Here is a 23,039-nt window from a genome sequence, read left to right on the forward strand (position 1 = left end):
TAAACCCCGCCCTCTGTGGATAATCTTGCAACTGCGCAACATCTTGCGCAGTCATCTGTGGATAAGCCTGTGCACAGATCGCGGTAATGGCCTTGCTGCATGGCCTGCTTCAAGGTGCGCAAGATCTTGCACAGCACTGCGCAACATGTTGCGCACTTTTCCCGGTATTTCCTCGAAAAAGTCCGCCAAACACCGCCAATTAATCAGTAACTCACTGATTCAAAACAACTAATCAGTTGCTGGCACAGACCTTGTAATCACTCCTGCAGCCCACGGTCATCCGGCCGGGGTTTCTTTAGTGATTTGCAAGGAGAGCATGCATGGCAACGCCAGCGTATATGTCGGTCACCGGCACCAAACAGGGGCTGATCACCGCCGGGGCCTTTACCGCCGATTCCGTGGGTAACACCTACCAGGAAGGTCATGAAGACCAGGTCATGGTCCAGGGCTTTCAGCACGAAGTGATCATTCCCCGCGATCCGCAGTCCGGCCAGCCCACCGGCCAGCGGGTGCACAAGCCGGTGATCATCACCAAGGTCTTCGACAAGGCTTCGCCGCTGCTGCTGGCGGCGCTGACCTCGGGCGAGCGCCTGACCGAGATCGTCATCCAGTGGTACCGCACCTCCGCCGCCGGCACCCAGGAGCACTACTACACCACCACCCTTGAGGACGCGATCATCGTCGACATCAAGGACTACATGCACAACTGCCAGGACCCGGGCAATGCCCACTTCACCCACCTGGAAGACGTGCACTTCACCTACCGCAAGATCACCTGGACCCACGAAGTCTCCGGCACTTCCGGCTCCGATGACTGGCGGACCCCGGTCACCGGCTAAGGAAGGCCGCTCGACCCTTACCGCGCCCTGGCCAGCTTCGCTGGTCCGGGCCCTTATTCATCCAGCAGTTGCACTGCCCGCATCGAGGCACAGGGAATGTTCGCCGCCGCCGACCAGACGCATTTCAGCCTGACCCTGGAGGGTCGCCCCCACGACTTTCAAGTGCTCGGCCTGCAGGGCCGGGAACGCATCAGCCGGCCCTTTGCCTTCGACCTGGAGCTGGTCAGCGAACGCTCCAACCTGGACCTGGACGCGCTGCTGCACACCCCGGCCTTCCTGCAACTGGCGGCTGATGGCAGCGGCATTCACGGGCAGATCCAGCGCATTGCCCAAGGCGACCGCGGTCGTCGCCTGAGCCACTACCAGATCACCCTCGGCCCACGCCTGGCCTATCTGGGCCAGCGCATCAACCAACGGATCTTCCAGCACCTGAGCGTGCCGCAGATCATCGCCCGGGTGCTGGAGGAACACGGCATCCTCGGCAACGACTACCACTTCCACCTCGCCGGCCCCTACCCGGAGCGCGAGTACTGCGTGCAGTACGACGAATCGGACCTGCGCTTCATCCAGCGCCTGTGCGAGGAAGAGGGCCTGCACTACCACTTTCAGCACAGCCGCGACGGGCATCGACTGGTGTTCGGCGAAGACCAGACGGTGTTCCGCAAACTGGCCCCGGTGGCCTACCGGCAAGACTCCGGCCTGGTGGCCAGCGAGCCGGTGATCAAGCGTTTCGAGCTGCGCTTGGAGGCGCGCCCCAGCCGCACCACGCGCCGCGACTACGACTTCGAAAAACCGCGCCTGCTGATGCAGGGAGCGGCCAAACCGCAAGAGCCAAAAGCCGAGCCGGACCTTGAAGACTACGCCTACCCCGGACGCTTCACCGACCGCGAGCGCGGCAAGCATCTGGCCAGGCGCGCCCTGGAACGGCACCGCAGCGACTACCGCCAGGCCAGCGGCCACAGCGACCAGCCAAGCCTGCGCAGCGGGCATTTCCTGCCCCTGAGCGGGCACCCCCACCCGGCCTGGAACGACCTGTGGCTGCTGACCGAAGTCCTCCACGAAGGCAAACAGCCGCAGGTGCTGGAAGAGTCCATCACCAGCGACATCCGGGCCGGAAAAGGCTTTCACCAGGGCTACCGCAACCGCTTCACCGCCACCCCCTGGGAAGTGCCCCATCGCCCGCCCTTGGAACACCCCAAGCCGCGGATTCTTGGCAGCCAGACCGCCAAGGTCACCGGCCCTCAGGACGAGGACATCCACACCGACGCCCACGGCCGGGTCAAGGTGCAGTTTCACTGGGACCGCGAGGGCCAGGGCAACGACAAGAGCAGCTGCTGGCTTCGGGTGTCCTCGGCCTGGGCCGGCGCCTGGTACGGCGCCATCGCCGTCCCCCGGGTCGGCATGGAAGTGCTGGTGACCTTCCTCGAAGGCGACCCCGACCAGCCCCTGATCACCGGCTGCCTGTACCACAAGGAAAACGTCGTCCCCTATCCGCTGCCGGCGCACAAGACCCGCAGCACCTTCAAGACCTTGAGCAGCCCCGACGGCGGCGGCTTCAACGAACTGCGCATCGAAGACAAACAAGGCGCCGAGCAGATCTTCATCCACGCCCAGCGCGACTGGGATCAGCAGGTCCAGCACGACCAGAAAATCCGCGTCGGCCACCAGCGCCACGACACGGTGGAGGCCAACAGCTACAGCGAACTCAAGGCCGAAGAACACCACACCGTGCATGGCGAGCGCAAAGTCGAAGCCCGCGCCAGTGATCACCTGAGCATCGCCGGCAGCCAGCACCTGCAACTGGGCAACGGCCTGTTCATCGAGGCCGGCCAGGAAATCCACCTCGCCAGTGGCCTGAAAGTGGTGCTCGAAGCCGGCAGCGAACTGACCCTCAAGGGCGGCGGTAGCTGGATCAAGATCGACGGCAGCGGCGTGGCCCTCAGCGGCGCCCTGGTCAATAACAACTCCGGCGGCAGCCCGGGCAGTGGCACTGGTGCGGCGCCGTTGTTGCCGGGGCCGTTGCGGGTGGCGGATGGGGATAAGCCGGGAAGTCTGCCGGCATCTGCGCTGCTCAATCCGTTTTTACGCAAAAGCCGGCAGGGGCTGCCATTGATACCGACCTGTGGCCTGCAAACCAACGGTGTTTGCAAACGCGAGGATTGCACATGTCTACGTGGCTGAGTGAGTTCCTTAAACGACCGGTAACTGCGGAACCCTGGAGCCATGCGGGTAAGCGCCAGGTGTATTGCCTCGTCGACAACGTGCGACAACCTCGTGTTCTGGAGCAGCTCTATCAACTGACTGGCGTGTCGCATATCGAACAGGTTTTTCAAGGCACTGCGTTTGCCGAGCTCAATCAGGTGAGCCCGCTTTGGTTGCACGTAGACGTGCAAAGCCCGGCGCTATCGGAGGTCGCGAGGCTCTGCCAGGCCCGCCGCTCCGGCGTCCTGTTGACCTCCAACACTGACCCGTCCAAGGCACTGCAGCACGCCCGTCGCTTGCTGCAGATGCATAGCCCAACTCACGGTGCGGCCCTGGCGCGATTTTACGATCCGGCATTTTGGAGTGCGTTGGCGCTAACGACCGCCAGCCCATTCCTCTTTGGCCCCTGGCATAGCGTCTACACCCCACCGGCGCATCCCGACGACCGGATGTGGCGCGTCTGGGAGCAGGCTGAGGTCGTCAGTGAGGTTTCCCATGATGTGGGCTACCCACTGCGCTTGCCTGACAGCACCCTGCCCGCTGCGGATGAAATCCGCTGGTGGTATTGGGTGCGTGCCTATCAAGCCGAAACGGCAGGCAGCCTGGCCGACGAACAACTGCCGCGAGTGCTGGCTAACCTGCGCCTGCTTGTGGAGCACGGGGTTGATGAAGGACGACACCTGGGCCCTTTGCTACCCCATCTGAGCCAACGCTCGCTCCGGGAACATCCTCGCCTGATGGAGGTGCTGCGCAGCGAATTACCGGCATTCGAAAAAATACAGCGATTGGAAATCTGACATGACAGGTACGTCTGAAGCGCAAGTGAATACTGACTCGGACTTCCCGATACAGCTCCCGGCTGATGGGCCGAGCGCAGCCGTAGACCCTGAGGTGAACTGCCGGGACACCCAGCCCGGTTGCAGCAAAAACTACCATGACATCATCTATGTCACCGGCCAGCGTCGATTCTGGTTATTGCCCAAGCGGGTCAAGGATCAGTTGCAGGAGAACATCCTCCTCCTGCGCCAACAGACCGTTGATAGCGACAGAGCGGCGCGCATGAGCAGCATTGCCGACTCCGGCTTGCTGGACTATTTCATCACCCCTGGCCCTGAGGCTTTTCTCGAAGTCAGCGAAAGCGATACCGGCGAACGCCACCGATATGAACACAGCAAAGCCACGCTCCTCGAAGAACCGGACAAACAAGCCCAGTACCGCAGCGATTGGGAGATCGCCAAGGCCAAGGGTGACAGCACGGCAGCCATGCAGGCCGAGCGCGCGCTGTTCCATAGCCAGCGTCGGGTCATAAAGCACCAACAGAACATTGCCGAGCTGGATGAGATTGGCTATCGCCGTGCAGAGGCCCTTGGCTACAAACGTGAGAACGGAGTGTTCTACACCCCGCGTGCCTTGGAGGCCCGTGACGCGGTGGATGTCTATATCGCCGAGCAACGCAAGGCGGTCGAGCGCGGTTTCACCCTGTTCGATCCCGGCGGCCGCAACATCGCGACGTACTGGGAGCACCTGCGAGACTACAAGAAGCTGCACGAAACATTCATCAGCAGCGGTGTGGTCGATGAGAGGGCGCTGCGCGGTGTCCGGATCAATATCCTCAACCTTGAGGCGCCAATGCGCAGCTACCTGGATGCCATTGTCAACCTCGCCGAGTGCGGCATCGCCGTTCCCGAGTTTGCCCTCAGCCCGGATGATCAAAACCAAGGCAGCGAAGACTTTCAGGCCTACGGCAAACTCTTGGCCGAACGCCGCGCCCTCGAAGTGCGTATAGAGGAGCGCTACGCGCACTGGGTGTCGGCCACAGCCGGTAACGTCGCGCCGCCCGGGGAGATTTTTACTGAACTGCAAGACCAGTGGCGTCGCTTGAACGAAGAGGCGCAACAGATCAAAGACGCCGCTGAGGCGCGGGTGCGAGATTCGCTGCCGCCGCGCCTGTTTCTCTGGGACCCGCAAAGCTATAGCCCCCAACCCATCGAACGCCTGGTCAAGATGGACATTCCTCTGCGCGAATTCAGCAGCGCAGATGCCTTGGATGTGTTGAATCACATCAGCCTCAAGAACTTCGCCAAGCTGGGCATGGACGTACTCGGCGCAGCGTCCGGCGGCCTTAAGGTGTTGCCGAAGTCGATTGCCAAGCAAGCGGACGATGATCAGGTGTTCAGCACCTGGCTACAGCAGGAGGGCGCGCATCCGCTAGACGAAAAAGGCCCCTGGTTCGATGACAATGGCCTGTTTGTGCCCGAGCAGTTCTTTGCCGCTCTAGAGGCCAGCGGCTTTCAGGTTGAAAGCCTGCAAGCGCAGGATAAACGCCAGCGCTGGGGAGCCACCCTCAAGGCCATGGTTTTCGAGGATCGACAACTGCGCAACATGATGTTGTTCGACAACAGCACCCAGGCACAGCTGATACGTTGCCTGCTGCCGGCAGACCGCATGCAGCAAACCGCGTTCAAGGTGCAGGGGCCGCAATGGAAAAAGGGCAAGGGCGCGCAAGTTCTCAACGCCCAATTGACCCTGGATGTCGCCCTGTGGCGCGGTGAGGTCAGCCTGTTCAATGTCGAACTGCCCAAACGCAGCAACGCCCTGCCCCTGACGCCCAGCTACATCGCTTACGACGGCAGCCGTCGAACCCTGGATTTAGGCCGGTTATCGCTCAACTTGAGCGCCAAGGCCTGGGGGTTTACCGGTGCCAGTCTGCTGCTGGCCCGCGACCTGACTCTGGATCAGGCAACCGGCTACACCAGCATCGCCGGGCTGGACATCGCCGAGAAGAAAGGCGAGCTGGGCAAGTTCAATCTGTTCGTGGGTGCGCAAGCCGGTTGCAAGCTCAGCGGCCAACTCTACTGGTACCCACCGGCCAGCGTGCTGCCCCCGGCTCCGGTCCCCCACCGCAGCCCGAACAACCCCTGGCTGCCCTTGGCCAAGCTCGACATTGAAGTGGCAGCCGGTGTGGGCGCCGGCCTCTCGGGCGAGCTGAAACTGCAACTGCATAAGGGCCGCTTCATCTTCTCCATCCAACGCTCGCTGATCTGGGGCGTGGGCCTCAAAGGCTATATGTCGTTCGAGATTGGCTACGAATGCGTGGGCCAACTGCTGGAGTTGGTGTGCCGGGAAATGGCCAGGAACCACTACAAAAACCTGGAGTGGATCGACAGCGACGCCTTGCAGTTGGTCAAGCAACTGGGGTTTCTGGGCGCCCTCAATATTGACGTGGGGTTTCTCTACCTGCGCGGTTACATGACGATCAAGGCCCTCTATCAGGCCCTGACCGACGGCGGCCGCGGCGGGCAGATCGCCTACACCTTGAAACGGGGCAAAAACCAGGAAGTCATGCATGACTGGGTGCTGAACCTGCCGCCCCAGGCATTGGGGCCGCTGCTGATGGCGCTGATCAGCACCCCCCGGGCATTTACCATCAAAGAGGAAGGCAAGGACCCCGAACATTTCCGTGAGAACGAAGCTTGGTTGTTGCAACAACAGGCCATTCACCAATGCCTGATCTGGATCTCGCGCAAGCCCGATGCGCAACGTCAATTCGAGGATGCGCTTATCTGCATGAACCGCAATGGGGTGCGTCCGGAGCAGGCAGGGCTGACCTACTGTGAAAATAGGGTACGGCTTAACTTGTTTATGGCTGAGCGAGTTCTGGAATTGGGGCCGGGTAACGCAAATATGCGCGCTGAATACCGTGAGTGTGCTGCCAAGCTAGGGCGGCGACTGGACGGTTATTGCACCTCCGACCGCGTTTATAAAGGGCCGGCCTTTGCGCCGGTTCAAGCCACCAAGATTCGTTATGAGGGACCGAACATTGATTAAGCACATTCTTATCGGCGCACTATGCGGTTTGTTATTTTCCACGTGCGCTGCTGCTCAGCTAACCGAGTCGCAGCAAGCCGCTCGAGATAAAGGCCTGGTGCTGTACCAGCAAAGCGACTGGTACGACTCCCAACCCCTGCTGCAAGTGGCCGCCGCGGCCGGTGACCGCACCGCGCAGTATTACCTGGCCGAGGCGATTCGCCTTAGCAGCAGCTACACCACCCTCGAAGCCCGCCAATGGTACGAAGCCGCCGCCGAGCAGGGCGATCTGTACGCCATGCTGCGCTTGAGCAACAGCAGCGACCTGTGCCACCAGATGGGCACCTGCACCGGCAAAGCCGGCCCAGAGTGGCGGAAAACCGCTTTGAAACTAGCCCATGAGCGCGCCGAGCAGGGTGATACCGAGGCCATGACTGTTTTGTACACCGCTCGCCAAGGCCTGGGATGGCTGGAAAAAGCCGCCGAGGCTGGAGACAGTTATGCGCAGAAATTATTGGCTGGAGTCTATGAGGATGGTGCCGGCTGGTTTTTCATTCCGGGCAATCGCCAAAAGGCGGTTAAAAAATGGTTTAAGGCATCGGCAGAGGGCGGCTATCCTTTGGGTATGTTTTCTTATGCCAACTACTTATATGAAAATAACGGTAGCAAAGAAGAGATAGGCTATTGGGTAAAAAAGGGTGCTGAAGGCGGGCATATAGACTCAGTAAGCACCTACGCTAGCAATCTAGCTCATCTACCGAATGAACTTGATTATCCGCTCAACTTAATTGAGGATTACGGGCTTACTTACTTAATGTCAAAGTTTGAAGGAGGGGGGGCGGGAGGCGGCGCAGGGATAGCCGACTTTAGTAAAAAAGTTCTGGGAAAAATATCTGCACAATTAACTTCTGATGAAATCAAACAAGGAGTGGCTTTTGCGGAGGAGTGGGAGAAGACACACCCTCCACTTTCTTACTTTGTGCCTGTTTACGGATATTGACCGTTTACTTAAGTGAGTCGGAGCGGCGGCCAATATATTGGAACTGTACGGCGCGTTATCTAAAGCTGGATGGCGTTTTGCTATAAAGGTGCCAGGCATGGTTAAACATACTCTTATCGGCGCGCTATGCGCCCTGCTGCTTTCCACCACCGCCATGGCCCAACTAACGGCGCCACAACAAGCCGCCCGCGATAAAGGCCTGGTGCTGTACCAGCAAAGTGACTGGTACGACTCCCAAACCCTGCTGCAAGTGGCCGCTGCGGCCGGTGATCGCACTGCGCAGTATTACCTGGCCGAAGCGATTCGCCTTAGCAGCAGCTACACCACTGTCGAAGCAAGGAAATGGTATGAGGCCGCCGCTGAGCAGGGCGATCTGTACGCCATGCTGCGCCTAAGCAGTAGCAGCGACCTGTGCCATCAAATGGGCACCTGCACCGGCAAAGCCGGCCCAGAGTGGCGGAAAACCGCCTTGAAACTAGCCCATGAGCGCGCCGAGCGGGGTGACACCGAAGCCATGATCGTGCTGTACATCGCCAACCAAGGCTTGGGATGGCTGGAAAAGGCCGCCGAAGGTGGAGACAGTTATGCGCAGAAAGTTCTGGCTGGCCGCTATCAAGATGGCGCGGGTTGGTTTTTCATTCCGGGCAATCGCCAAAAAGCGGTTAGAAAATGGTTTAAGGCCTCGGCAGAGGGCGGCTATCCATTGGGGATGGCCATGTACGCGAACTATTTATATGAAAATAATGAAAGTAAGGCCGAAGTCGGATATTGGCTAAAAAAAGCTGCTGAAGCTGGTTATATTGATGCAGTGAGTACCTATGCTCTCAATGTTGCACATCTTCCAGATAGGCATGGTTACCCTCTGGATTTAATAAAAGGCTACGGGCTTACCTATTTGATATCAAAGTTTGAAGGTGGAGGGGCGGGAGGTGGAGCAGGGATAGCTGATTTTGGTAAAAAAAGCCTTGTAAAAATAGCCGCAAAGATGACGCCTGATGAAATAAAACAAGGCGTGGCTTTTGCAAAAGAGTGGGAGAAGACACATCCACCACTTTCTTACTTTGTGCCTGTCTACGGATATTGACCTTTTACTTAAGTGAGTCGGAGTGACAGCCAATATATTGGAGCTGTACGGCGCGTTATCGAACGTTAAATAACGCCTGTCTATAAAAGGACAAAGTATGATTAAGCGCACTCTTATCGGCGCACTATGCGCCCTGCTGCTTTCCACCACCGCCATGGCCCAACTAACGGCGCAGCAGCAAGCCGCCCGAGATAAAGGGCTGGTGCTGTACCAGCAAAGTGACTGGTACGACTCCCAACCCCTGCTGCAAGTGGCCGCTGCGGCCGGTGATCGCACCGCGCAGTATTACCTGGCCGAGGCGATTCGCCTTAGCAGCAGCTACACCACTGTCGAAGCAAGGAAATGGTATGAGGCTGCCGCTGAGCAGGGCGATCTGTACGCGATGCTGCGCCTAAGCAGTAGCAGCGACCTGTGCCATCAAATGGGCACCTGCACTGGCAAAGCCGGCCCAGAGTGGCGGAAAACCGCCTTGAAACTAGCCCATGAGCGCGCCGAGCGGGGTGACACCGAAGCCATGATCGTGCTGTACATCGCCAACCAAGGCTTGGGATGGCTGGAAAAGGCCGCCGAAGGTGGAGACAGTTATGCGCAGAAAGTTCTGGCTGGCCGCTATCAAGATGGCGCGGGTTGGTTTTTCATTCCGGGCAATCGCCAAAAGGCGGTTAAAAAATGGTTTAAGGCTTCAGCAGAAGGGGGCTATCCGTTGGGGATGTTCTTTTATGCCGACTATTTATATGAAAATAACGGTAGTAAAGAAGAAATTGGATATTGGCTCAAAAAAGCTGCTGAAGGCGGCCATATTGATTCATTAAGTACTTACGCCCTACACGTTGCCGGTATGCCCAATGAATTTGGATACCCGATTGACTTAATAAAAGGCTATGGACTTACCTACTTAATATCAAAGTTTGAAGGCGGGGGGGCGGGAGGTGGCGCAGGGATAGCTGATTTTGGCAAAAAAAGCCTTGTAAAAATAGCCGCAAAGATGACGCCTGATGAAATAAAACAAGGCGTGGCTTTTGCGAAAGAGTGGGAGAAGACACATCCGCCACTTTCTTACTTTGTGCCTGTTTACGGATATTGATCTTTTACTTGAATGAGTCGGAGCGGCGGTCACTATATCGGGCCCTGCCCGACGAGTTATCGAACGTTAAATAACGCCTGTCTATAAAAGGACAAAGCATGATTAAGTGCACTCTTATTGGCGCGCTATGCGCCCTGCTGTTTTCCACCATCGCCGTGGCCCAGCTAACCGAGTCGCAGCAAGCCGCTCGAGATAAAGGCCTGGTGCTTTATCAACAAAGTGACTGGCATGACTCCCAACCCCTGCTGCAAGTGGCCGCTGCGGCCGGTGACCGCACCGCGCAGTATTACCTGGCCGAGGCGATTCGCCTTAGCAAACGCTACACCACTGTCGAAGCAAGGAAATGGTATGAGGCCGCCGCTGAGCAGGGCGACCTCTACGCAATGCTGCGCTTGAGCAACAGCAGTGACCTGTGCCATCAGATGGGCACCTGCACTGGCAAAGCCGGCCCAGAGTGGCGGAAAAACGCCTTGAAACTAGCCCATGAGCGCGCTGAACAGGGCGACACCGAGGCCATGACTGTGCTGTACACCGCCAGCCAAGGCCTGGGATGGCTGGAAAAGGCTGCCGAGGCTGGAGACAGTTATGCGCAGAAATTATTGGCTGGCGTCTATGAGGACGGTGGCGGCTGGTTTTTCATTCCGGGCAATCGCCAAAAGGCGGTTAAAAAATGGTTTAAGGCATCGGCAGAGGGCGGCTATCCATTAGGTATGTTTTCTTATGCCAACTATTTATTCGAAAATAACGGTAGTAAGGAAGAAATTGGGTATTGGCTCAAAAAAGCTGCCGAAGGCGGCCATATTGGCTCAGTCAGTACTTACGCCCTCCACGTCGCCCATATCCCCAACGGGTTTGGATACCCGATTGACTTAATAAAAGGCTACGGGCTTACCTATTTGATATCAAAGTTTGAAGGTGGAGGGGCGGGAGGTGGAGCAGGGATAGCTGATTTTGGCAAAAAAAGCCTTGTAAAAATAGCCGCAAAGATGACGCCTGATGAAATAAAACAAGGCGTGGCTTTTGCAGAAGAGTGGGAGAAGACACATCCTCCACTCTCTTACTTTGTGCCTGTTTACGGATATTGACCTTTTACTTGAGTGAGTCGGAGTAACAATCAATATATTGGAGCCGTACAACGCGTTATCGAACGTTAAATAACGTCTGTCTATAAAGGGACCAGGCATGATTAAACACACTCTTATCGGCGTACTATGCGATTTGTTATTTTCCACGTGCGCCGCAACAATGCAGTTGCAGCGCTGGAACGATATCAACCCGGTAAGTGGTGAGTGGGTCGATGAAGTTCGATTAGTTCTTTTGCTGGAGGGCCAAACACGTTATCAACATGGCATGGTGATTTTTAGCGGAGTCGAGGAGTGGACCCAAGAACAACCCCTTATGGACTTCAGCCCACCCCGCAAGATTTCCTATCCATTGGAGTGGGGGGAGGAAGACCCCAATCCCTTAAAACAAGAATTTGGTAGCCGCATCCGACAAGAACCTTGCGTACTGTGCCTTAGCGCAGCCTATCATCAGAACGGTGCGATGAAGCTAACTGGTATTCGCGGTAATTTAATATATCAACCCATTGAGGAAATTTATTTGCCACTCATTGATGTTAATTTGAGTTGAAATTATGACTAAAGGAAAACTTATAAAGTTGTTAGGGGACAAGCTAAGCGGGAAAAATAGTAGTGCGATTTTGTATTCGGATAGATCCACAGGCAGGTCGCCCATGAATTTGCTCGATATTGAGGAGCATAATGAAATTTATTTAGAAGTTGCCAATGGAGGGGATTCATATAAAGGGATGTTGACAGGTATGTTGGGTGGAATGTCTGGGTTGATGTTTTTATGTATATCTGCGTATTTTTTTTGGCATGGCAGATATCAGCCTGCACTGGAAGTGCTCTTGATCGCGATTTCTCTATTCATCGTGCCTTTTCTTTGGGAAGTACTCCGCTCTGTGCCCCCCCCTATACTTTTCAATCGACGTACTCGTGAAGTCTACTTTCAGCACGATGACGAATTATTTCATACTCCTTGGGATGGTATAGCTGCGGTTGCATACCAATCTCAGATGATGGGACCTTATACCGGAGACATGCGTCATGCCTCGTTGGAGATTTTAGTTCAATGTTTTTGTCATCCGGAAAAACAGTTGATGCTAAGCCTAGGATTACCTATGGGTAAAAGCCTTGAATTGCAGGAAAGCTCTTGGGAGTATCTGCGTGCATACATGAATAATGGACCATGGTTTGATGAGCATGGTAGACATAGCGACTCTGATGTATTTATTAAAAGTCAGCTGGAGATTTCTGGAAGTGGAACGAAGCTTTTCAAAAATACGTGGGAGCGAATTTTTACTGAGTACAAAAGAAACGATGGTAAAAATTTTCTGGATTTTGCGGATTTCTACCTATTAATAATGGGCATATTGTTTAGTCCTATGAATACCATTCAGAAGTTCACCTACAGCGTCGCCAAACGCCGCAGTCGTAAGCTCTGGCCAAAACTGGTGATGGAACGTTTAGAGCCAAATGGCCCTACCACTCGACTCATCGATATCGAACAAAAAAAGAATCTTGAACAGCAACGCCAATCGCCTGAAAAGCCAGATTGAATCGCCAGCTCCGGCGTCACTGTTGTCGGGGGCGCTTCTACAACAACGCCTCAAGGAACACCTGCCTCTGGTGGAGCTATGCCAGAAGCGCAAGGGCGGCACGCCCATGCAGTTATCAATGGTGGAAGCGGCAGCGCGACCTGTCATTCACCCAAGCGAGTGAGTACCTGGAGCTGGGCATGGATCTGGGCTTCGTCCAGGCCGAGGAACTGCAGCGTTTTCTCGACCTGCGGCTGCGATATGCCCACCACGACCTGCCGCGTCTGGTTTCACACACCAGCAATGAGAACCGCCTGGAACTGTTACGTCGGCATTGGCAAGACAAGGAGTCACTGACATGAGCGCCCCCATCGGTAGCCTGAGCCCGGGCCCGGCCTGCGAAGCCGGCAAACTGATCGTCCAGGTGATTGGCAAGGATCATCCCGAGAGCCAGAAGCTGGTGCTGCTGGAGCCATCGCCGAGCCGCATCCAACCAGACTATCGATCCGCAAACCCAACTCAATGAACTCAACCTGCTGTTTACCCTGCTGTACCAGCCTCGCCTGGGGATGGAAACGCGCCAAGCAAGAATCAGCGGAGCGTTGGGCGACACCCTTACCCAGGACCGGCATCTCCCGGCTCACCATCGACCTGCCCGGCGCGGCTCCCGAGTCGACGGAAGTCGATCTGGCCATGAGCGGCAACCCCACTCCTTACACGGCCCACTTCAACACCGGCACCCAAGGCACATCGATCGACCTGGGAGCAGACTGGTTGCGGGCCAGCAAATGCCAATGGATTCCTGCCGATGAAGGTCAGGGGTTGCGTCTGACGGCCAGCTTTCCACGATCCCTGACCCGCCTCTCCTTGCGCATCCGCTATCACAACCCCATGGCCTTGCTGGCTGGGGGCGGTGCAACCATCGGCGGCCCAAAGGGCATGGCCTATGCGCTGGCCCCCAATGGCGGGCTATTGAGCCCGGACGGCGAAATCATCACCTTGCGTCCTGGCGAACCGACTCCGGAGCTGGATCGCGCCGCTATTTACCGGCTGGGTGCCGGCCAGCCCCTCAACTATCTGGATCCCAAGGAACGGGCATGACTTCAACTACCCCACGCAGCCGCCGAGGTTTCCTCTCCAGAGAGGACTACCTGGCGCCGCCGGCCATTCCCACCGGCCAATCACCGAAAGATGTGCTCAACACCATCTGGCGCAAGAACGATGTCTTTCTGGATATCGGGTCGTACAGTATTGGTTCATTCGTGATGGTGATGTGGCCACCGCTATTGATTATCTTATGGTTCATGCCGTCTGAGCCTTTAGAAGAAATCAACGCCCCGTACTGGTTTTTGTTCATGTGTTTTTGCGGCTTCCCGATATTGATGCTCATTTACCTTCTAAGCCGCCCCGTCCCTTTACCTGTTCGCTTCAACCGCCAACGCCGCGAAGTCTGTGTGCCCTTTGCCGACGGCCGTTACTGGATCGTGCCGTGGGAGCACGTCACCGCCCAGGCCGTCGCCATGTCTTCCGCTGGACAACACGGCAAAACCACTCAAGGGCTGCTGGTGGTGGGCTTTCGCAATCCCGACCCCGACGCTCCGGAAAAGGAGCGCGACTTCAGCCTGGCGTTCAGTTGCGGCGGAGGGGAAACAGCAATGAGTTTGTGGGAATGCATGCGCAGTTACATGGAGATCGGACCGGATGCAGTGCCGCGTGATAGTGATCTGGAGGACCTAAGGGCAAAGCTTGGAAAAAAGGGGGTTTTCTGGGGCTCGTTGTGGGGATTCGTGACGGAGATTCGCGATCACCTGCTCGCCAAGGAGTTTGGCCAAGCTCTTTGGTTTTTCGTCTCCATTTTTATTTTTGGCACTCCGCTGATCATGATGGTTCAGGCTTGGAAGCTTTCTCCTCCTCCTGATCTGACCAACCCCGCGATCATCGAATGGTCCAAACCACTTCCGCCCGAACAATGGGCTCGCCGCTCTGCTGAGTTGGAGCAGGCTATCGACCGACAAGAACAGGCGCTGCAAGAAGGCACGGTCAACTCATGACAACTCCCACACCACGCCGCCTAGGTTTCCTCTCAAGAGGGGACTACCTGGCGCCGCCGGCGATCCCCACCGGACAGCCACCGAAAGATGTGCTCAACACCATCTGGCGCAAGAACGATGTCTTTCTGGATATCGGGTCATACAGCATTGGCTCGTTCGTGATGGTGCTCTGGCCAGTGATATTGATCTTCATCTGGATCATGCCTTCCATCAATTTTCAGGAGTTCGATATTGCGTACTGGTACGGCTTCATGTGCTTTTGTGGCGTCCCGCTGTTGTTGCTGAGTTACATGTTGAGCCGCCCCGTCCCGCCGCCTGTCCGCTTCAACCGCCAACGCCGCGAAGTCTGTGTGCCCTTTGCCGACGGCCGTTACTGGATCGTGCCGTGGGAACAAGCCACCGCCCAGGCCATCGCCATGTCTTCCGCTGGACAACACGGCAAAACCACTCAAGGGCTGCTGGTGGTGGGCTTTCGTAACCCCGATCCCGACGCTCCGGAAAAGGAACGCAACTTCAGCCTGGGGTTCAGCTGTGGCGGTGGGGAAACAGCCATGAGCCTGTGGGAATGCATGCGCAGCTACATGGAGGTTGGGCCGGAGGCTGTTCCCAACAGCCGTTTAGGTCATCGACCTTATGCGGAAACTCAAATTGGCTCGGTGGTCACCAGCCTCTTCAAAGGCGAGATTCTTGACGTATTAAAAGGCCTGTTCTTTATCGTCTTTCTCGGCACTTATCTGGCCGAAAAGTTGCAAAACTGGAAACTGGGCAGTCCTCCCGATCTAACTGACCCTGCCATCATCGAATGGTCCAAACCACTGCCGCCCGAACAATGGGCTCGCCGCTCTGCTGAGTTGGAACAGGCTATCGACCGACAAGAACAGGCGCTGCAAGAAAGCGCGACAAGCTCATGACGGCTTCCCACCAGGCCGGCGCCGAAGACCTGCTGACCATGCTGGAAACCCAGCGCACCCTGTACGCCGCCCAGGATCAGCACGTGCAACTGCGGCTGTCGCGGCTGCAGTCCAGCATTGCCCTGTACAAGGCCCTGGGTGGCGGCTGGAATCACTGAATCACCAAAGGCTCGCATGGCCAGCGGCATCACCACTGGCCATCGTCGCAGCGACGGCCAGGGTCCTGATGACCTAGAATCGTGCGCCCACCAACGACGCAAGCAACACCCCTACCATGCCCATCGGAACCGAGCTGGACGCCTCCCTGGCAGACGTACTGTCGATGCTGAAAAGAGCATTCCCGAACGGAGTCAGCCCAACCGATTACCGCCCTCTTCTGGCAGCGCTATATGAACATCTGTCAGATCGAAACCTGGCGAATGTCATCTCACAGCTCACCCACAAGGATCCGGATCTGGTGCTCAACGAGATCTACGAGGCCGTGACCTGCAAGAAACCGAAAGCTCAGGACATAGCATCGCTAGCTCGGCTCCTGAACCATCACGGAGCGTCTGAAACACTGGCCGACACCTGATGCCTCGCCCCTCAAGAAGGCCAGGACAATGAACTTCAGTGAATTTGAACAACTGCTGGATGCCAAGAAGAGCCTCCATCCGATCTGGTTTGAGCTCCCTTCGGACAGCGCCGCCACCGAGGAGGACATCACCGAGGCTCAAAATGACCTGGCGCTGCGACTTCCTGCCGAGTACAGCCAGTTCCTGCAAAAATATGGGGGCGGCTACTTTGCCTTCGCAATCGTTTACTCACTGGACAGAGACAGCGATTTCAACCTGGCCAGAATCAATCGACAACACCCACTGATTGGCAAGTGTCATCTGTTGTTTTCAGAAAACGGCTGCGGCGACTTCTACGGCTTCCGGATTGAAAATAACCAATGCCTGGCAGAGGTGTGCTTCTTCGATCATGAAACCCAGGCATGGCAGCAGACTGGATATCCAGAACTGTTCAGCTTCCTGGCCGAGGTGGCCCTTTCGATCTGCCCCCCCCCTAGCAACGACCTCCAGATTCGAAGTTCACGATCAGTCCGGCGCCGCTACAGCAGCCGCTGCCTGACCTTCAGATGCCGCGCATACCAGGGCCGGCGCGGCACCTTGCGCAGCAGATCGGCGAGTTTTTTCTCGTCATCGATAAAGGTGATGCGCAGGGCCAGCTTCATGGTTTCCGGGTCCATCTCCACGGTCTTGCCAGGCTGCAATCCGGGGATGGTGCTGCAACCATGGGTCACCGGCCCCAGCCAGGGATCGCCGGCCTCGACCCAGCGCCCCGGGGCGAACCAGGGCACGCCGTTGACTTCCAGGCGCTTGAGTTCGCCGGGATGGAAACGCTCGTGGGCGCGGAACCAGTCCTCCAGGCGGTCGTCGATCCAGCCATGAAAACGCCAGAACACCGGGCTGACATGGGAGGAGAACGGATCGCCGAGAAAGTCGTTTTCCGGCTGGTACCAGCGCGGGGAAAAATCCGCCGGATCGCGGGCCATGGGCACCGGCGCACCGCTGGAGGGATCCCGCGGCACCGAGGCCCAGCGCATGTGCAGCCAGTCGTGCAGGCCCAGTTCGATTTCCGAGCCGAACTGGCCCAAGGTCAGGTTCGCCAGGTAGCGCGGGTCACGGTATTGCGATTCCCAGACCTGGAAGTTGCTGTGGTAAGTCTCACCGGCCTTGATGTCGCTGACCCACTGGCTGTACTCGTCATCGTCATGGGCCAGCCAGGTCGGCGGCAGGGAGCCACCGTCATGGTTGTCGAAGTAGCGGGCGAACCCCGGGCGATCGCGCAGCAGTTCCGGCTGCGGCAGGGGGAAATGCTGCCAGGACGGCAAGTCCTGCATGGAGCGCGCCGTGCCGAGCATGTGCCGGTGCATGAAGAAAAAATCGATGCCCGAGCCGTTGCGGTCCTTCTTCGGACCGCGCGCATCGCGCTCCTGCCCCCGAGGACCGGGCTGCCAGCCGATGCCGCGCAGCGCGTCGCGCTTCTCTTCGGACAGCCGGTGCCACTTGTCCCGGGTCGCGTGCCATAGCTGGTGGAACAACCGATGCTCGGGGGAAACCAGCCAGGCCAGCAAGGTGGGGTTGAGGCCGATACGCTGGCGGGCCTCGGGAAACATCTGCTTGGTGGCGACAAAGCGATTGTCCCGGGCCGGCAGCGCCAGGGGCCGGTCCAAGCGCTCGACACGACCACTGAGGGTGCCGCTGCCGGCATTGGCGAAGTCGGCCCAGACCTCATCCAGGCTCATCTTGAATTCATAAGCGGCAGCACCGTCCAGCGCGCTGGCCGGGATCAGCCGCCAGTACAGTTCAGCCGGCTGCGGGTTCACCAGGTCGCCGACGATCCGATAGCGCGGCTCGGCCTCAGCACGCAGCGCCTCGGCACTATCCAGGTAGCCGCACAGGCCGCGACCGCGCTGGGCGACATCGAGGAACAGCTCCAGGCCCAGTGACGGCAAGCCGTCAAGCCCGGCATCGGCGCCCTCGAAGCGAATGCTCCAGATGCCTCGCAACTGGTCCGCCAAGCGTTGTCCGGCGGTATCCGCCAGGTCCACCGTGGCCTCGCCCGGGGTGACCGGGAATTCCTCGCGCGTCAACTCGCGATGCACGTAAAACGCCGCCGGCACCGCAGCGCCAGTCAGCGCCAGGCCCGCCATGAACCCTCGTCGAGAAATCGTCATTGCCCTACCTGTGTCAGCCCTGATGCAGGCTTTATCCAAGCTAGGACGTTTGTTGCCCCAGGAAATTTAGCGCCCGCGCGGGGCGGTTAAATTTTCTCGCCACTGGCTCGTCCTTCCCAGATAGCAAAGGCCCCCGTGCCTGCACCTTGACGGCGAATCCGACTGAGATGGCAATGACAAAACCACGTTCGAAGAAGGCTCTTTACATCGGCCTGCCGCTGGCCCTGGCGATTGGCGCCGGCGCCGGCTTCCTGGCCTGGGACTACTGGTTCAGGGACAACCCGGGCTACCCGGTCAAGGTGATGAAGCAGGCCGAAGAATTGCAGGAGCGCATCCTCTCCTTCGACAGCCACATCACCGTGCCCCTGGATTTCGGCAGCACCGGCAACGAGGCCGACAAGGACGGCAGCGGCCAGTTCGACCTGGCCAAGGCCGGACGCGGACGCCTGTCCGGCGCAGCCCTGACGATCTTCGGCTGGCCGGAAATCTGGAACGGGCCCAATGCCCCCCATCGCCCCACGGCGGGGTTTGTCGACGCCGCGCGCAACGAGCAGGAAGCGCGCTACAAGATCCTCACCGGCATGGTCCGCGACTTCCCCAACCAGGTGGGCATTGCCTATACCCCGGACGACTTCCGACGCCTCAACGGTGAAGGCAAGTTCGCGGTGTTCCTCAGCATACTCAACGCCTATCCGCTGGGCACCGATCTCGACCAGCTCGATCACTGGGCGGCCCGGGGCATGCGCATGTTCGGCTTCAGCTACGTGGGCAACAACGCCTGGTCTGACTCCTCGCGCCCGCTGCCGTTCTTCAACGACACCCCGGATGCCCTGGGCGGCCTGTCCGAGCTGGGCCGGCAGGCGGTGCACCGACTCAACGACCTGGGGGTGATCATCGACGTCTCGCAGATGTCGACCCAGGCCCTGGAGCAGGTCAGCCAGCTCAGCCGCGCGCCCTTCGTCGCCTCGCACTCGGCGCCCCGGGCCCTGGTGGATATCCCGCGCAACCTCAGCGACAAGGAAATGCAGCTGATCAAGGACAGCGGCGGCGTGGTGCAGATCGTCGGCTTCGGCGCCTATCTCCGCCCCCTGAGCCAAGCGACCCGGGACAAGCTCAACGCCCTGCGCGCGCGCTTCGACCTGCAGCCCTTGACCGGGCTGGAAATGGCCCTGATGCCCGGCGACGCCATCATCACCGTGTGGCCCGAGCAGCGCTTTGGCGAATACGCCAGCGCCCTGTACGCGATCCTCGACAAGGAACCCAAGGCCACCCTCAAGGACTTCGGCGACGCCATCGACTACGCCGTGAAGAAGATCGGTATCGACCATGTCGGCATCAGCTCGGACTTCAACGACGGCGGCGGCTTGAATGGCTGGAAGGATGTCAGCGAGGGCCGCAACATCACCGCCGAGCTACTGCAGCGCGGCTACAGCGAAGCGGACATCGCCAAGCTCTGGGGCGGCAATTTCCTGCGGGTCTGGGCACAGGTACAGCAGTCCGCCAAGCCTGTGGCCAATCGTTGATCCCCCCTTCTGCCAACCAGTGAAATGAGCTCATGACCGATCGCCGTACATTCCTCAAACAGGCCGGCATCCTTGCCGCCGGCCTGCCTCTGGGCGCTGGCGCCCTGGCTGCCTCCGGCACCAGCACCGGTGCTAGCACTCCGGCCCCCATGCCCAAAGATCCATGGGCGCAACTGCGCCTGCTGTTCGACCAGGACCCGGACTACATCCACTTCTCCAACTTCCTGGTGACCTCGCACCCCAAGCCCGTGCGTGATGCCATCGAGCAACACCGCGCGCGGATAGACCGTAACCCGGGGCTGGCCATGGACTGGGACCTGCAGGAAACCTGGAAGCGCGAAGCCGAGGTCCGCCTCTGGGCCGGACGCTACCTCAAGGCCAAGCCCGGCCAGATCGCCCTCACCGGCAGCACCAGCGAAGGCTTGGCGATGATTTACGGCGGCCTTCACGTGCGGCCCGATCAAGAGATCCTGACCACGGTCCACGAACACTACGCCACCGAATACAGCCTGAATTTCCGCGTGGCCAAACAAGGCACCCAGGTGCGCAAGATCAGCCTGTTCAAGGACCCGCACCGGGTGTCCAAGGATGAAATCCTGGGCTCGATCAAGCGCAGCATCCGCCCCAATACCCGAGTCCTGGGCATGACCTGGGTGCAGTCGGGCAGTGGCGTGAAGCTGCCGATCGGCGAGATCGGCCAGTTGGTGGATGAGTTCAACCGCAACCGCGACGACAAAGACCGAATCATCTATGTGGTGGATGGGGTCCACGGGTTTGGCGTGGACAACCTGGACTTCCCCGACATGCACTGCGACTACTTCATTTCCGGCACTCACAAGTGGATGTTCGGCCCTCGCGGCACCGGGATCATCTGCGCCCGCTCCGAGAAGCTCAAGGACCTGACGCCGACCGTCCCCACCTTCTCCGAAGACAACAACTTCGCCACCTCGATGACCCCCGGCGGCTACCACGCCTTCGAGCATCGCTGGGCGCTGAACGAGGCCTTCAAGCTGCACCTGCAACTGGGCAAGGAGCAGGTCCAGGCGCGCATCCATCAGCTCAACAGCGACCTCAAGCAACGGCTGCAGGCGCACTCCGCCATCGAACTGGTGACGCCCCTGAGCCCGGAGCTTTCCGCAGGCTTCACCTTCTTCCGGGTCAAGGCGCAGAACTGCGATCAGGTGGCGGCCTACCTGATGCGCAACCGCGTGGTGGCCGACGCCGTGGATCGCGATGTCGGCCCGGTGGTCCGCGCCGCGCCCGGGCTGCTCAACCACGAAGGCGAGATCGAGCGGTTCATGGCCCTGCTGCAGAACAAATTCTGACCGGGCGCCCGCGCGCCCGTTTCCCCCTCCCTTGATCGAGATGACTGATGAACCAGCCACCGTCCCGCCCACCGTTCAAGCCACTGGCCACCCTGGCCCTGGGCGCCCTCCTCGCCGGCCTGCTGCCCCATTCCGCACAGGCGGACGAACCGCAGCCGGGCACGGTCTTCAAGGACTGCAAGGACTGTCCGGAAATGGTCGTGCTGCCGGCCGGCACCTTCACCATGGGCACCCCGGAGGACGAAGTCGGCCGCGAACCCGATGAGGGCCCGATGCACGAGGTGACCTTCGCCAGCCCCTTCGCCATGAGCCGCTTCCAGATCACGGCGGCAGAGTGGGACAGCTACCTGCGCCAGACCGGGGTCAAGATCCCCAACGGCGATACCCGCCCTGGTCGCGAATGCGTGGCCAGCAAGCCGCGCTACCCACAGGGCCCGCGCCAGCCGGCGGTGTGCATGAACTTCCCCGAGGTGCAGGCCTATGTCGCCTGGCTGTCGCAGAAGACCGGCCACCGCTACCAGATGGTCAGCGAAGCCCAGCGCGAATATGCCGCCCGCGCCGGTTCCAGTGGGCCGTTCCCCTTTCCCTTCGACGAAGGCAAGGGCTACAGCATCGCCCAGCACGCCAACACCTATGGTCCGGCGGACGGCTACAGCTACAGCTCGCCCGTGGGCAGCTACCCGCCCAACGCCTTTGGCATGTACGACATGCACGGCAACGTCTATGAATGGATCGCCGACTGCGAACACCCCAACTACGTCGGCGCGCCGACCGATGGCAGCGCCTGGGTCGAGCCGGGCTGCCCGTCATTGCAGATCCGCGGCAACGACTGGGGCGAAGCACCGGTCTTCTCGCGCTCGGGCAACCGCAACAACATCTACCCACAGACCCGCGGCGACTGGATCGGCTTTCGCGTCGTGCGCCTGCTCTGACCCCAGCTTGACGACCCCGCGGCCGGCGGGGCCGCAGGACTTTCGGTGCTCTCATGAGCGGCGACTCCTGCGGAGCCGGTCGCAGCCTGCGGCAGCGGCTACAGGACGCGCCGCAGGCCGGCTCAGGCTTGCCTGGCCAGCAGGGTCAGGCCTTCGTGCAGGGCCGGGAACAGGCTGTTGTTGAAGTTGTTCCAGCGCAGTTCGAGGATCGTGTCGTCGGGCGAGATCTCGGTCTTGAGCACATCATGGAAGACTTCGCCGGAGTCGATGCCGTTGTCCACGTAGTGGAACGAGGCACCGGTCAGGTACAGCGGCTCGGTCGGCACGGTTTCCCGGGTGTTCCAGTCCACCACCTTCTGCCCACGGGCGCCGTACAGGGCATTCCAGGTGGCATAGGCACCGCGCCGCTCATAAGGCGATTCGAGGCGGGTGATGCCCGGGTGGATGTTCATGATCCGCCGGGCGAACGGCGCCCCCGGGCGTACCAGTTCATCGAGGATCACCAGCAGGCCGTCGAGCACCACGATGTCAGCCTCAAGCTCCACCAGGGTGTCGTGCAGGCGGCGTTCGAAATCCTGCTTGCCGGCGATGTGCTCGGCGCTGCCCCTGGGATGGCGGCGGTAGGTGGACGGCACGCTCAGCAGCAAGTCGTTGACCCGCTTGCCCTGCACCTCCAGGTCTGCCGGGTACAGCCACTGCCGGCCCGGCTGGTAGGCAAAGCCGTAGTCACGCACCAGTTGCTGGTCGCGAGGCGACTGCGGGTCATCGTCGTAGACCACGCCCACCAGGTTGTAGGCCTCGCCCAGGGGCGTCTGGTTCAGCGACTCCACCAGGAACTCCAGCACCGATTTCATGTAACGCTCGTGGTCCTTGTAGGCCACCGGCTGCCCGGCCTTGTCGGCGGCAGCGTTTCGCAGGGACCAGACATACACCAGATTCTTCTTCGTCATTTGCTCG

General features: G+C 59.2%; 21 protein-coding genes and 2 pseudogenes. 21 read left to right on the forward strand and 2 right to left on the reverse strand.

Translation table 11 applies throughout. The annotated features are described in order from the left end of the window. Positions 1-320: 320 nt before the first annotated feature. The 18 genes and pseudogenes from PST29_RS20290 to PST29_RS31175 all read left to right on the forward strand — a co-directional run. On the forward strand, positions 321-839 hold the full coding sequence (locus tag PST29_RS20290) for an Hcp family type VI secretion system effector (protein ID WP_047305413.1): 519 nt from the start codon (positions 321-323) through the stop codon (positions 837-839). Positions 840-935: 96 nt separating this feature from the next. Beyond that, complete coding sequence (tssI, locus tag PST29_RS20295) at positions 936-3,020, forward strand: type VI secretion system Vgr family protein (RefSeq protein ID WP_082729280.1); 2,085 nt, start codon at positions 936-938, stop codon at positions 3,018-3,020. Continuing rightward, the gene (locus PST29_RS20300; RefSeq protein ID WP_060844190.1) at positions 3,005-3,838 is read left to right on the forward strand and encodes a DUF4123 domain-containing protein; all 834 of its coding nucleotides are present in this window, start codon (positions 3,005-3,007) and stop codon (positions 3,836-3,838) included. Before tssI ends, PST29_RS20300 begins: the two co-directional genes overlap by 16 nt. Before the next feature lie 94 nt (positions 3,839-3,932). Continuing rightward, positions 3,933-6,869: a hypothetical protein gene (locus tag PST29_RS20305; RefSeq protein ID WP_060844191.1), complete on the forward strand. Its 2,937-nt coding sequence runs from the start codon at positions 3,933-3,935 to the stop codon at positions 6,867-6,869. Beyond that, positions 6,862-7,848 (forward strand): tetratricopeptide repeat protein, encoded by a 987-nt coding sequence (locus PST29_RS20310; RefSeq protein WP_060845161.1) that lies wholly within the window; start codon positions 6,862-6,864, stop codon positions 7,846-7,848. Before PST29_RS20305 ends, PST29_RS20310 begins: the two co-directional genes overlap by 8 nt. Before the next feature lie 97 nt (positions 7,849-7,945). Then, positions 7,946-8,932 (forward strand): tetratricopeptide repeat protein, encoded by a 987-nt coding sequence (locus tag PST29_RS20315; protein WP_060844192.1) that lies wholly within the window; start codon positions 7,946-7,948, stop codon positions 8,930-8,932. A gap of 97 nt (positions 8,933-9,029) precedes the next feature. Next, entirely contained in the window at positions 9,030-10,016 is a 987-nt protein-coding gene (locus PST29_RS20320) for a tetratricopeptide repeat protein (protein WP_060844193.1), read from the forward strand. A gap of 98 nt (positions 10,017-10,114) precedes the next feature. Further along, a complete protein-coding gene (locus PST29_RS20325) occupies positions 10,115-11,101 on the forward strand; it encodes a tetratricopeptide repeat protein (protein WP_060844194.1) in 987 nt (328 codons plus the stop codon). A gap of 97 nt (positions 11,102-11,198) precedes the next feature. Beyond that, positions 11,199-11,648 carry a hypothetical protein gene (locus PST29_RS31925; protein ID WP_148659664.1) on the forward strand — a complete coding sequence of 150 codons (450 nt, stop codon included), beginning with the start codon at positions 11,199-11,201 and terminating at the stop codon, positions 11,646-11,648. Between the two features lie 103 nt (positions 11,649-11,751). Next, entirely contained in the window at positions 11,752-12,639 is an 888-nt protein-coding gene (locus PST29_RS31170) for a hypothetical protein (protein WP_232513177.1), read from the forward strand. A gap of 179 nt (positions 12,640-12,818) precedes the next feature. Further along, the gene (locus PST29_RS32155; RefSeq protein WP_159426284.1) at positions 12,819-12,980 is read left to right on the forward strand and encodes a hypothetical protein; all 162 of its coding nucleotides are present in this window, start codon (positions 12,819-12,821) and stop codon (positions 12,978-12,980) included. Next, positions 12,977-13,144, forward strand: a complete 168-nt coding sequence (locus PST29_RS32160; protein ID WP_159426285.1) for a hypothetical protein — start codon at positions 12,977-12,979, stop codon at positions 13,142-13,144. The genes PST29_RS32155 and PST29_RS32160 overlap by 4 nt, the downstream gene beginning before the upstream one ends. A 167-nt stretch (positions 13,145-13,311) precedes the next feature. Continuing rightward, on the forward strand, positions 13,312-13,719 hold the full coding sequence (locus tag PST29_RS20330) for a hypothetical protein (RefSeq protein WP_060844195.1): 408 nt from the start codon (positions 13,312-13,314) through the stop codon (positions 13,717-13,719). Continuing rightward, the gene (locus PST29_RS20335) at positions 13,716-14,669 is read left to right on the forward strand and encodes a DUF6708 domain-containing protein (RefSeq protein WP_060844196.1); all 954 of its coding nucleotides are present in this window, start codon (positions 13,716-13,718) and stop codon (positions 14,667-14,669) included. The genes PST29_RS20330 and PST29_RS20335 overlap by 4 nt, the downstream gene beginning before the upstream one ends. Then, complete coding sequence (locus tag PST29_RS20340) at positions 14,666-15,580, forward strand: hypothetical protein (RefSeq protein WP_060844197.1); 915 nt, start codon at positions 14,666-14,668, stop codon at positions 15,578-15,580. Before PST29_RS20335 ends, PST29_RS20340 begins: the two co-directional genes overlap by 4 nt. Before the next feature lie 8 nt (positions 15,581-15,588). Next, a pseudogene (locus tag PST29_RS31930) lies at positions 15,589-15,738 on the forward strand (RND transporter); the annotation flags it as partial. Positions 15,739-15,854: 116 nt separating this feature from the next. Continuing rightward, positions 15,855-16,154 carry a DUF3349 domain-containing protein gene (locus tag PST29_RS20345; RefSeq protein ID WP_060844198.1) on the forward strand — a complete coding sequence of 100 codons (300 nt, stop codon included), beginning with the start codon at positions 15,855-15,857 and terminating at the stop codon, positions 16,152-16,154. A 28-nt stretch (positions 16,155-16,182) separates the two neighbouring features. After that, positions 16,183-16,593 (forward strand): annotated as a pseudogene (locus PST29_RS31175) (SMI1/KNR4 family protein); the annotation flags it as partial. An 80-nt stretch (positions 16,594-16,673) separates the two neighbouring features. On the opposite strand, the gene pvdP reads toward PST29_RS31175, so the two are convergent. Further along, positions 16,674-18,302: a pyoverdine maturation tyrosinase PvdP gene (pvdP, locus tag PST29_RS20350; protein ID WP_060844199.1), complete on the reverse strand. Its 1,629-nt coding sequence runs from the start codon at positions 18,300-18,302 to the stop codon at positions 16,674-16,676. 173 nt (positions 18,303-18,475) lie between these two features. Between pvdP and pvdM the strand changes: the two genes are divergently transcribed. Genes pvdM through pvdO form a run of 3 tightly spaced genes read left to right on the forward strand, consistent with a single transcriptional unit; the run spans position 18,476 to position 22,082 of the window. Next, entirely contained in the window at positions 18,476-19,825 is a 1,350-nt protein-coding gene (gene pvdM / locus PST29_RS20355; RefSeq protein ID WP_060844200.1) for a pyoverdine-tailoring dipeptidase-like protein PvdM, read from the forward strand. Positions 19,826-19,857: 32 nt separating this feature from the next. After that, positions 19,858-21,150, forward strand: coding sequence for a pyoverdine-tailoring periplasmic protein PvdN (pvdN, locus tag PST29_RS20360; RefSeq protein ID WP_060844201.1), 1,293 nt, complete (start codon positions 19,858-19,860; stop codon positions 21,148-21,150). 47 nt (positions 21,151-21,197) lie between these two features. Next, positions 21,198-22,082, forward strand: coding sequence for a dihydropyoverdine dehydrogenase (pvdO, locus tag PST29_RS20365; RefSeq protein WP_060844202.1), 885 nt, complete (start codon positions 21,198-21,200; stop codon positions 22,080-22,082). 122 nt (positions 22,083-22,204) lie between these two features. Here the strand turns inward: pvdO and PST29_RS20370 are convergent, their stop codons facing one another. After that, complete coding sequence (locus PST29_RS20370; RefSeq protein WP_060844203.1) at positions 22,205-23,032, reverse strand: formyltransferase family protein; 828 nt, start codon at positions 23,030-23,032, stop codon at positions 22,205-22,207. Between the last annotated feature and the right edge of the window lie 7 nt (positions 23,033-23,039).

The organism is Pseudomonas sp. St29 (genome assembly GCF_001547915.1).
Classification (GTDB): Bacteria; Pseudomonadota; Gammaproteobacteria; order Pseudomonadales; family Pseudomonadaceae; genus Aquipseudomonas.